This window comes from Antarctobacter albus, assembly GCF_900101505.1.
Lineage (GTDB): Bacteria > Pseudomonadota > Alphaproteobacteria > Rhodobacterales > Rhodobacteraceae > Antarctobacter > Antarctobacter albus.
In genome coordinates, this window is sequence record NZ_FMZI01000002.1 from 38231 (window position 1) to 48999 (window position 10769).

Consider the following 10769-nt stretch of genomic DNA (forward strand, 5'->3'; position numbering starts at 1 on the left):
GCGGCCCTTGGGGGCCGCGTCGCATGTTTTGTACAAAATGCTGGAAACGCCGTACAAAACGTACGTTTTGTACAAGACCCCGAGGAGGCGGAAGGCCCCTTAGAGGCCCAGCTTGGCGCTGACGATCTCGTTCACCGCCTTGGGATTTGCCTTGCCGCCGGTGGCCTTCATGACCTGGCCCACGAACCAGCCCGCAAGTTTCGGGTTCTGCTTGGCCTTTTCCACCTGTGCCGGGTTGGCGGCGATGATCTCGTCCACCGCCGTCTCGATGGCGCCTGTGTCCGTCACCTGCTTCATGCCGCGTTCTTCGACGATCTTTTCCGGGTCTCCGCCCTCGGTATAGACGATCTCGAAGAGGTCCTTGGCGATCTTTCCGCTGATGGCATCGGACTTGATTAGTTTAATAATCGCAGCCAGTTGGCTCGGGTTCACCGGGCTGTCCGTGATCTCCGTGTCGTCCTTCTTGAGGCGACCGAACAGCTCGTTGATGACCCAGTTGGCCGAAAGCTTGCCGTCGCCCGAGGCGGTCACGACCTCCTCGAAATAGGCGGCGTTCACCACCTCGGCGGTCAGCACGCTGGCATCGTATTCCGACAGGCCAAAGTCCTTGACGAAGCGCGCCTTCTTCTCGTCCGGCAGTTCCGGCAGGCTGGCGGCGATGTCATCGACCCAGCCCTGTTCGATTTCCAGCGGCATCAGGTCGGGGCAGGGGAAGTACCTGTAATCATGGGCTTCCTCCTTGGACCGCATCGACCGTGTTTCGCCCTTGTCCGGATCGTACAGCCGGGTCTCCTGGTCGATCTTGCCGCCGGCCTCGAGGATGCCGATCTGGCGCTTGGCCTCGTAGTCGATGGCCTGCTGGATGAATCGCATGGAGTTCATGTTCTTGATCTCGCAGCGCGTGCCGAGATGCGAAAAGTCCTGCGTTTCCTGGTATTTCTCGTACTGTCCGGGCAGGCAGACCGAGACGTTGACGTCGGCGCGCAGGTTGCCGTTCTGCATGTTCCCGTCGCAGGTGCCCAGGTAGCGCAGGATCTGGCGCAGCTTTGCGATATAGGCGGCGGCCTCTTCGGGGCCACGGATGTCGGGGCGGGAGACGATCTCCATCAGGGCGACGCCGGTGCGGTTGAGGTCGACGAAGGACATGTGCGGATCCATGTCGTGGATCGACTTGCCCGCGTCCTGTTCGACGTGGATACGTTCGACGCGCACGCGGCGGGCAATCCCCGGCTCCATGTCGACGATGATCTCACCTTCACCCACAAGCGGATGATAAAGCTGGGAAATCTGGTAGCCCTGCGGCAGGTCGGGATAAAAATAGTTCTTGCGGTCGAAGGCGCTGACAAGGTTGATTTCCGCCTTCAGGCCCAGCCCGGTACGCACTGCCTGCTCGATGCAGTATTCGTTGATGACGGGCAGCATGCCGGGCATCGCCGCATCCACGAATGACACGTTCGAGTTCGGCTCGGCGCCGAATTTCGTCGAGGCGCCCGAGAACAGCTTGGCCTGGCTGGCCACCTGCGCGTGCACCTCCATCCCGATGACCAGCTCCCAGTCGTGCTTGGCCCCGGCGATCACCTTGGGTTTGGGCGCTTCATAGGTCAGATCCAGCATGGCGGTCCTCATCGGAAAACGGGTTGCCGAGCGGTCTAGAACAGCGCGGGGCAGGGGGCAAGGCCCGCCCGTCAGTCGCCCTTGATCATCCGCATTCCATCGGGACCGAAGTGCAGCCGGCGACCGGCCTCCAGCGCGGGGGCATAGAACTCTGCCAGGCAGTCCAGCGCCCGCACGTCGCCCGGTTTGGCCGCGCGGCAATCCAGCCTTGCGCCAGGGCGGCGCTCGGGCGCTTCGGCCCAGACCTGCGGGTGCAATTCGCGCAGGTGGTCCTGGGCGATCCAGCCCAGGCAATCGGCCACCCGGCGGCGCGTGCTGCCCGCCCTGGTCGGCCCGCCCAGCGTGTGCCCGACCAGGGCGGCCATCCGGTTCGCCATGTCCTGCGTGGGGTGGCGTGTCAGGATATCGTGCAGCCCCTCCACGAAAAGCTCGGCATCCAGCCGGGCAAAGGCGCCCGCCTCTTCACAGAGCGCGCCAAGGTAGATCCAGGCATAGCCGCCGCTGCCCCAGAGATCGCCGGTCCGGGCAGCCGTGCGCCGCGCCTGTGCGTCCAGCTGTTCCCAACTGCCGAAACGCGCCGGACGCAGGGCCTTGCCGAACTGCCACATGTGCCAGGGGTTGCCGGGGTCGAGGTCGATGAGGTCTTCGAAATCGTCGGCCACACGGTCCTGTGGTGCCGGGTCCGCCTCCAGCACCGAACACCTGACGACCGCCCAGAGCGGTGACTGATGTTCGAACGGGTCGAACCGGTCGTTCAGCCGGGTCGCGGCGGCCATGTGCCGGGCAAAGGCGGCCTGACGGTCCGCAGCGGGGAGGCCTGTGTCCGGGGCCGCGCGCCAGGCGCGGGCCGTCTCGACATGGACCATCGCGATGATCTGGGCGATCACCGGGCAGGCGGGCATTTCGGCCAGCAGCGGTTCCAGCGCCGCGACGGCGGCCTGCACCTCGCGCGGTCTTCCCCGGGCGACGGCCTCGGCGATCGCCGTTGTCATGTCGCGTCGGGCGCCCTCGGCCAGCATCGACGCGGCCGAGTGCAGGCCCGGCGTCTGTTGCCGCGCGGCCTCGGCCGTGGCGATTTCCTTGGCCAGCTGTTCCCAGTCGTCCTGCCGCGCCAGGAACTGCCCACGAGCGCGCAGCGTCTCACAGGCCAGGGCATCCGGGCCGGGGTCGCAGATGGGGATGTCGACCGGTGCGTGCCGGGGGGCCGGTGGCGGCGCGACAGGGGGCCCGACGGGAACCGCCGGGCGAGAGGACAAACGTGCGCTGACGGAGCGCATCGAGGGAAACAGGTTACGTATCGTCATGGCCTCAATCTGCCCGCGATTCGGGGCCAAAATCCGGCGGCTTGCGGGAATTGCGCTGTCTTTCTCCCGGCGAAGGTCCGGCTTTGATGCCGCGCGGGGGACAACATGTTGCGGGCGGTCGAACAATGCATCGCCAAGACTGGGGTGATTGGCAGAGTTCCGCCTTGTCATTGGCGGTTCATGGCCCTGCGGCGGCAGCGACGCTTGCATCGTTCGGGGTCACGGGCGAAATTTCAGGACAAATGAAAAAAGCTGCCGCCCTTCTTTGCGGTCTCGCCCTCGCGGGCCAGGCCGCTTTCGCCAATCCCGATCCCGCCGGGGCCGTTGCCCTGCATCCGCCGGTCAGCCCGCCCGCGGCAGAGATCTCGCGCCTCGCGGTGCCGGTGTCCCTGCGGCCCAAGGCCCGCAAGAAAATCGTCGTGCCCAAGGCGCGCTGGGACAATATCGAAGGCAGCCGCAGCTGGAGCATCGCGGCCCTGCGCGGTTTGCGTGCGCAGGCCAACCACCTGCCGGACCTCGTGCCGCGCGACATCGCCGATTATTGCCCCGCCTATCCCAGTGCGGGCCGTGTCCAGCGAGAGGCCTTCTGGGTGGGCTTGATCTCGTCCCTTGCCTGGCATGAAAGCACCCATCGCCCCTGGGCCGTGGGCGGGGGCGGGCGCTGGTTCGGGCTGGTGCAGATCTATCCGCCGACCGCGCGCTTCTACAAGTGCAAGGCGCGCAGTGGCGCGGCGCTGAAGGATCCCGAGGACAACCTGTCCTGCGCGCTGCGGATCATGGCGGTCACGGTGCCGCGCGACAAGGTCATCAGCCGCGGAATGCGGGGCGTGGCCGCGGACTGGGGACCGTTCCATTCCCGCCGCAAGCGCGAGGACATCATGGCCTGGACCCGGTCGCAGCCCTATTGCACGGGCCTTGCGCGGTCTCTGCGCCCGGTCTTGCGCCCCGAGGGGCTGGGCCCCGCCCAGGACGTCGCGGACGCCCCGGCGCCGACAGAGGACTGAGCCTCAGGCCTTCAGCCAGCTGGGGCGGCGCGTTGCATCCAGCAGCGACACCGCCGGTGCCTTGGGGCCGCCCAGGGCCAGGGTCGCCCGGCGCAGCATCTCGATACCGTCCTCGGACTTGGCCGGCAGCGCCTTGGGCGAGATCGCCTCGCCCACCGTGATGCGGTAGGGCTGGCGGGCCTTGTTCAGCGTCTCGTAGAACAGGGTGATGTCGCGCAGCGTCGGGTGCAGCAGGTCGAACAGGTAGAACAGGACCGAGTTGCGCGCCCGGATGTTCACCGGGATCACCGGCAGGTCGAACTTGCGCGCGATCATCGCCGCGCTGGCCATCCAGGGACGTTCATGCAGCGACAGGCCACGGCGTTTCGCCAGCCGGCCCGACGGAAAGATCACGCCCAGCCGACCCTCGTCCACCGCCTTGCGGGTATAGGCCATCGTCTCACGTGTCTTGCCGTGACTGCGCTTTTCCTTGCGCCATTCGACGGGGGCAATCATCTCGGCGTATTGCGGCAGGACACGCATGATGTCGTGGTTGGCAAAGTAATAGGTGTCGCGCCGGATCTGCCCGATGACGTGATGCAGCATGATCCCGTCGGCGATGCCGGTCGGGTGGTTCGACACGATCAGCGCCGGCCCCTGCCGTGGCAGATGTTCCAGGCCCGTGACCTCCAGGTCCTTGGCCAGCATTTCCGCCATGACCTGCATGATCTGGTCAGCGCTCATGTCCTTGACCAGCGTCCCGATCTCGATGGTCTTTTCATATCCCAGCATGCGGTTCAGCACGGCCCGGGCAGGCCGGACAACCGGGGAACTGGAAAACAACCAGGGCGCGCGTTCGGCGATCAGCGGGTCGATGCGGTCTTTCATTCTAGCCCCAAGATCATAATTTCGTGACACTTCCATGACGGGCGCGCCTCTTCCATAGGCAGTTTACACCACCGGCGCGGCGGGTGCACGCCTCTGACGTAGGCTTTCGGCGATGGCTTGCCATTCGCGGGACAAAACGGGTTTCTGGCCGGGGCCGTTTCGGGCGGTTCTACCGTGACAAAAGGCATGTCAAGGTACTGCCTCGGCGGTCATTTTCACTTGAAATGTGTTTTTGAACAGCGGGTTATATGGCGCGCGCGCCTGATCTCAGATCAGGCCGAAATGATGTCGCTCTGTCTTGATGTCCCGCGCCTGCAGGGCCTCTTGCAGGCGGGGATGCGGCGGCAGGCTGTCCTGCGGCAGAGTGATGCGGCGCCCGTCATCCAGCACCAGCCGCACCCGGATCGAGAAATCGAGTCGCGTTTCGAAGCGGGCCAGCGCGATCCGAGTCAAGGCAACCTCGCCCGTCGCGCCGCCCGATCCCCAGCGCAGCATCCTGTCGTCCAGCCGCAACCAGGCGCTGCGCCCGGTGCTGAAATCGATCAGCGCGGGCAGGCTGACCAGAAGCAGCGCGCCGACGATCCAGACAGAAGCCTGCAGCGCGAACCACAGCGTCATGGCCGCCAGCCAGACCAGCATCAGAACCAGGAAGGCCCGCAGCGACCGGCCCGAGGAGGCATGTTCGAGCGGCGCGCTCACCGCCCCCCCGACACGTCTAGGATCGAGCGCGTGACATAGGAGGCGCGTTCCGACAGCAGCCAGAGGATCGCCTCGGCGCATTCCTCGGTCGTGCCCGCGCGGCCCATCGGCGTGGTCGGCGCCAGCCGTTCAAGCCGGTCGGGCTGGCCGCCCTTGGCGTGGATTTCCGTCTCGATCAGGCCGGGGCGGATGGCGTTCACGCGGATACCTTCGGGCGCCAGTTCATCGGCAAGCCCCAGGGTGAACGTGTCGATAGCCCCCTTGCTGGCGGCATAATCGATGTACTGGTGGGCCGATCCCAGTCGTGCAGCCGCAGACGAGACATTGACGATGCCACCGCCCTGGCCCCAGTCACGCATCAGGCCGACCGCCTGTCGTGCCACCTCGATCGCGCCGAAGACATTGACGGAAAAGACCTTTTGCACCCTTTCCGGGGTCAGGTCCCCTATGCTGCCGTGGGGAGAGACGATGCCCGCATTGTTGACCAGCCCGACCGGGCCGGGTTTCAGCTCGCGCAGCTTGGCGAACATCTTTTCGATTGCCTTGGGCTTGGAGACATCGGCCTGCAGCAGGTAGGCCTGCGCGCCCATGCTTTCGACCATTGCCGCCGTCGTTTCGGCCCCGGCCTTGTCCTGGCCGTAGTGAATGACAATCCGCTGCCATCCGGAAAAGGCCGCCATGCGCGCGGTGGCCGCGCCGATCCCGGCGCTTGCGCCGGTGATGATCAGCACGCCGTTCATGCGCAGAGGGCCCATGCGCAAAGGGACAGGCACGGCCAGCGGCCGGCGAAGGATAGGTCAGGGCGCATCGCGGTCTCCGGAGTGGTTCGGCCTCAGGCTATCGCGGTTTCGGCGCGGGCCACAAGATTGCTTGCGTGCCCGGCGCCGTTCTTGCAGGCGTTTGCCGTTTCAGCCGCCGCTCAGGGTCAGGCGCCCAGGATACGGGCCACCATTTCGCCGGTGTCCCGGCTCAGCTTGGGTTTCGCTTGCAGCCGCTCCAGTTCCGCACGCATCAGCGCCTGGCGCTCGGCGTCGTAGCGTTTCCAGGTCTGGAAGGCCGAGGTCATGCGCGCCGTCGTCTGCGGGTTCAGGTCGTCCAGCTTGATCAGCCAGTCCGTCAGCAGGCGGTAGCCCGAGCCGTCCTTGCGATGGAATCCTGCGTGGTTCATCGCCAGCGCGCCCATCACCGCGCGGAAGCGGTTGGGGTTCTTCCAGTCGAAATCGGCATGCCGGGTCAGGGCCTCGGCCCGGGGCACCACGTTTTCCGGTGCCGTTGCCCCGACCTGCAGGCCGAACCACTTGTCCATGACCAGACGGTCATGCCGCCACTGGTCCTCGAAGGCGGCCAGTGCCTCGGCATCCTCGCCCAGGCGGATGATCTGTGCCAGGGCCGAGAGTTGCAGCGTCATGTTGTCGGCGCTGGCAAACTGCGCCCGCGCCGCCTTGCCGCCATCCAGCCGCGAGGTCAGGGCCAGAACCGCCGCGCCAAGCGCGCGCTTGCCCGATTGTTCCGCGTCCGGCGCAAAGGGCGCGTCCACAGTTCCCTCGGCGGCCAGCCCGGGCAGCAGGTCGGCCCAGCGTTCGGCCTTGACCTGGGCCAGCACCTCCTTGGCTGCATGGATCGCGTCCGGGTCCGGCGTCTCCCCGCGTTCGAAAAGAACCTGCGCCAGTTCCGACTCCGTCGGCGTGCCCATCATCATCGCGCGATAGGCCGGGTCCAGGTCGCGGTCACGCAAGAGCCGTTCCAGCCCGTCAAGCCAGGCCTCGTCCGGGCCGGCATCCTCGCAGACCATCGCGATCAGGCTTTCGCGGGCCAGCAGGCGCGACGCCTCCCAGCGGTTGAACGGGTCGGTGTCATGGGCCAGCAAAAAGGCGCGCTCCTCGCGGCTCGACTCGCGGTCCAGCACCACCGGCGCCGAGAATCCGCGGTTGATCGAGGGCACGGGGCGCGAGGCCAGACCGTCAAAGGTGAAGGTCTGCTCAGCCTCGGTGATCTCCAGCACGCGGGTCGGCACCACCTCGTCGCCGTTCGGGTTGAGCAGCCCCACCGCCATCGGGATCACCTGAGGTTCCTTCTGTTCCTGCCCGGGCGTGGGCGGCGTGTGCTGCTTGAAGGTCAGCGCATAGGTGCCGTCGGCCCAGTCCTCCGTTACCTCGACGCGCGGTGTACCGGCCTGCGAATACCAGCGCTTGAACTGCGTCAGGTCGCGGCCCGTCGCATCCTCGAACACCTTGAGCCAGTCCTCGATCGTCGCCGCATCGCCGTCGTGACGGTCAAAGTAGAGGTCCAGCGCCTTGGCATAGGCCTCATCCCCGACCAGCGTCTTGAGCATGCCGATCACCTCGGCGCCCTTTTCATAGACCGTGGCGGTGTAGAAGTTGTTGATCTCCTGGAAACTTTCGGGCCGGACGGGGTGCGAAAGGGGCCCCTGGTCCTCGGGGAACTGGCGGGCGCGCAACTGCGCCACGTTCTCGATCCGCGCCACCGGGGCCGAGCGTACATCCGCCGTGAACTGCTGGTCGCGGAAGACGGTCAGACCTTCCTTGAGGCAGAGCTGGAACCAGTCGCGGCAGGTGATGCGGTTGCCGGTCCAGTTGTGGAAATACTCATGCGCGATGATCGCTTCGATGCGTTCGAAATTGCCGTCGGTCGAGGTTTCCGGAGAGGCCAGGACGCAGGAGGAGTTGAAGATGTTCAGACCCTTGTTCTCCATCGCGCCCATGTTGAAATCGTCCACGGCGACGATGTTGAAGACGTCCAGGTCGTATTCGCGGCCATAGACATCCTCGTCCCATTTCATCGAGGTCTTCAGCGCCTCCATGCCGAAGGCGCATTTGCCCTCGTCGCCCGGACGCACCCAGATGTTCAGCTTGACCTCCTTGCCGGACCGGGTGGTGAAGCGATCCGGAAAATTCACCAGGTCGCCCGCCACCAGCGCGAAGAGGTACGCCGGCTTGGGCCAGGGATCGTGCCATTCGGCCCAGCCCTCACCCCGGTCGACCGAGTTGCCGTTCGACAAAAGCACCGGCAGATCGCCCTCGATCCGCACGGAAAACACGCTCATGACGTCGGGGCGGTCGGGATAATAGGTGATCTTGCGAAAGCCCTCGGCCTCGCACTGGGTGCAATACATGCCGCTGGACATGTAAAGGCCCTCCAGCGCGGTATTGTCCTCGGGCGCGATTTCCACCTCCGCCTCCCACAGGAAGGGGCCGTCCGGCACGGCACAGCGCAAACCCTCGGGCGTGACCTCCGGCGTCACCTCGACCCCGTCTATGGTGGCGCGGATCAGCTTCAGGTCCTCACCGTGCAGAAAGAATTCCTGCGCGGGGGCCTCGGGGTTGGGAGCGAAATGGATCTTCGAGATCACCCGCGTCGACTTGGGCGCAAGGCGAAAGGTCAGGTGCACGTCGCTGACCTGCCAGCCGAAGGGGGTGTAGTCCTTGAGATAGATGGTCTCGGGGGCGGCGTCTTTCATCGGGTCCTCGCGGGGCTGGAAGCTCTTGCCCGTGACCCTAGGTCGGAGCCGAGGGGGCTGCAATGGCAGCGCAGCGGAAAGGAGAGCCGATGCCCGTGATCCTCTGGTTCAAGCGCGATCTGCGCGTGACCGACAACGCGGCGCTGTTGCGCGCCTGCGAACTCGGGGATGTCCTGCCGCTCTACATCGTCGAACCGGGGCTCTGGGCGCAGCCCGACGTCTCTGCCCGGCAGTACGCCTTTCTTTGCGAAACGCTGCAAGGGCTGCGCGCGGACCTGCGTGCCCTGGGCAGCGACCTGGTGATCCGGGTCGGCGCGGCGGTCGAGGTGCTCGAGGCGCTGCGCCGGGAAACCGGGGCAAACCGGCTGGTCAGCACCGAGGAAACCGGCAACGCCTGGAGTTTTGCCCGCGACAGGGCCGTGGCCGCCTGGGCCGCGGGGCAGGGGGTACGCTGGCAGGAACTACCGCAGTCGGCGGTGCGGCGCGGGCGGCATGACCGCGATGGCTGGGCCGCCCATCGCAACCGGCTGATGTCGCAGGATCCGTTGCCGGCGCCCCCCGCGCTGCCGCCGGTCCCCCTGTGCTCCGATCCCCTGCCGGATGCCGCCGCCCTTGGGCTGGGGGCCGATCCCTGCCCGGGGCGCCAGCATGGCGGCCGCGCCGAGGCCGAGGCCCTGCTGAACAGCTTCCTGACAGAGCGTGGCCAGACCTATCGCAAGGCCATGTCGACCCCGCTGGAGGGCGCAAGCGCCTGTTCGCGGCTGTCGCCTCACCTGGCCCTCGGGGCACTCAGCCCGCGCGAGGCGGTGCGCGCCACCGCCGCCCGCCAACGCGCGGTCAAGGGCACGCGGACGGGTTGGTCCGGCAGCCTGAAAAGCTTTCAGTCCCGCCTCGCCTGGCGCGACCATTTCATCCAGAAAATGGAGGACGAGCCGGACCTGGAATGGCGCGCCCTGCATCGCGCCTACGAGGGCCTGCGCCCCGCCGAACCGGATGCCGCCCGTCTTGCCGCCTGGGAAAAGGGTGAAACCGGGCTGCCCTTCGTCGACGCCTGCATGCGCTCGCTCATTGCCACCGGCTGGCTCAATTTCCGGATGCGCTCGATGCTGATGAGCGTCGCCTCCTACCATCTCTGGCTGCCCTGGCAGCGCACGGGTCAGCACCTGGCCCGGCTTTTTACCGATTACGAACCAGGCATCCACTGGAGCCAGGTCCAGATGCAGTCCGGCACCACGGGGATCAACAGCCTGCGCATCTACAATCCCGTCAAACAGGGCCACGATCAGGATCCGACCGGCGTCTTCACCCGCCGCTGGTGCCCGGACCTGGCGGGTGTGCCGGACCAATACCTGCAGGAACCCTGGCGCTGGGACGGGCAGGCCGATTATCCGCCGCCAATCGTCGATGTGAAACAGGCGGCGAAGGCGGCCCGCGAGGCCATCTGGTCGGTCCGCAAGGAGGAGGGGTTCCGCGACGAGGCCGCCCGGGTCCTGCACAAGCACGCCTCGCGCAAGGATCCACAACGCCATTTCGTCAACGACCGCGCGCCGCGCAAACGGCGCCCCGCCAACGACAGCCGCCAGCAGAGCTTTGATTTCTGATGCCGCGCGGCATCCGCAAGGGCGACCTGCCGGTCAAGACCTGCGCCACCTGCGGTCGCCCGTTCACCTGGCGCAAGAAATGGGAAAGGGTCTGGGATCAGGTGCGCTATTGCTCCGATCGCTGCCGCCGTACCCGCAAATCCGCCAAGGAGGAGGCAGGCCGGCCCTGACCGGCACAGTGTTTCTTTGGTTTGCAAATACC

General features: G+C 66.4%; 9 protein-coding genes. 3 read left to right on the forward strand and 6 right to left on the reverse strand.

All coding sequences use genetic code 11. The annotated features are described in order from the left end of the window. Positions 1–99: 99 nt before the first annotated feature. Both gatB and BLQ71_RS03315 read right to left on the reverse strand, forming a co-directional pair. Complete coding sequence (gene gatB, locus BLQ71_RS03310; RefSeq protein ID WP_074620710.1) at positions 100–1614, reverse strand: Asp-tRNA(Asn)/Glu-tRNA(Gln) amidotransferase subunit GatB; 1515 nt, start codon at positions 1612–1614, stop codon at positions 100–102. Positions 1615–1685: 71 nt separating this feature from the next. Beyond that, positions 1686–2918 (reverse strand): hypothetical protein, encoded by a 1233-nt coding sequence (locus BLQ71_RS03315; protein ID WP_088702296.1) that lies wholly within the window; start codon positions 2916–2918, stop codon positions 1686–1688. Between the two features lie 242 nt (positions 2919–3160). On the opposite strand from BLQ71_RS03315, the gene BLQ71_RS03320 reads away from it, so the two are divergent. After that, positions 3161–3922, forward strand: a complete 762-nt coding sequence (locus BLQ71_RS03320) for a transglycosylase SLT domain-containing protein (RefSeq protein WP_083342135.1) — start codon at positions 3161–3163, stop codon at positions 3920–3922. Positions 3923–3925: 3 nt separating this feature from the next. On the opposite strand, the gene BLQ71_RS03325 is transcribed toward BLQ71_RS03320, so the two are convergent. The 4 genes from BLQ71_RS03325 to pepN form a co-directional block, all read right to left on the reverse strand. Beyond that, positions 3926–4789 carry a lysophospholipid acyltransferase family protein gene (locus tag BLQ71_RS03325; protein WP_043143247.1) on the reverse strand — a complete coding sequence of 288 codons (864 nt, stop codon included), beginning with the start codon at positions 4787–4789 and terminating at the stop codon, positions 3926–3928. A gap of 267 nt (positions 4790–5056) precedes the next feature. Beyond that, positions 5057–5488 (reverse strand): hypothetical protein, encoded by a 432-nt coding sequence (locus BLQ71_RS03330; protein WP_074620712.1) that lies wholly within the window; start codon positions 5486–5488, stop codon positions 5057–5059. Continuing rightward, positions 5485–6228, reverse strand: coding sequence for an SDR family oxidoreductase (locus BLQ71_RS03335; protein WP_043143251.1), 744 nt, complete (start codon positions 6226–6228; stop codon positions 5485–5487). The genes BLQ71_RS03330 and BLQ71_RS03335 overlap by 4 nt, the downstream gene beginning before the upstream one ends. Before the next feature lie 185 nt (positions 6229–6413). Next, complete coding sequence (pepN, locus tag BLQ71_RS03340; RefSeq protein WP_074620713.1) at positions 6414–8966, reverse strand: aminopeptidase N; 2553 nt, start codon at positions 8964–8966, stop codon at positions 6414–6416. Positions 8967–9028: 62 nt separating this feature from the next. Between pepN and BLQ71_RS03345 the strand changes: the two genes are divergently transcribed. Together BLQ71_RS03345 and BLQ71_RS03350 are read left to right on the forward strand one after the other, a co-directional pair. Further along, positions 9029–10567: an FAD-binding domain-containing protein gene (locus tag BLQ71_RS03345; protein WP_074620714.1), complete on the forward strand. Its 1539-nt coding sequence runs from the start codon at positions 9029–9031 to the stop codon at positions 10565–10567. Continuing rightward, complete coding sequence (locus tag BLQ71_RS03350; protein ID WP_074620715.1) at positions 10567–10737, forward strand: DUF2256 domain-containing protein; 171 nt, start codon at positions 10567–10569, stop codon at positions 10735–10737. Before BLQ71_RS03345 ends, BLQ71_RS03350 begins: the two co-directional genes overlap by 1 nt. The last annotated feature ends 32 nt before the right edge of the window (positions 10738–10769 follow it).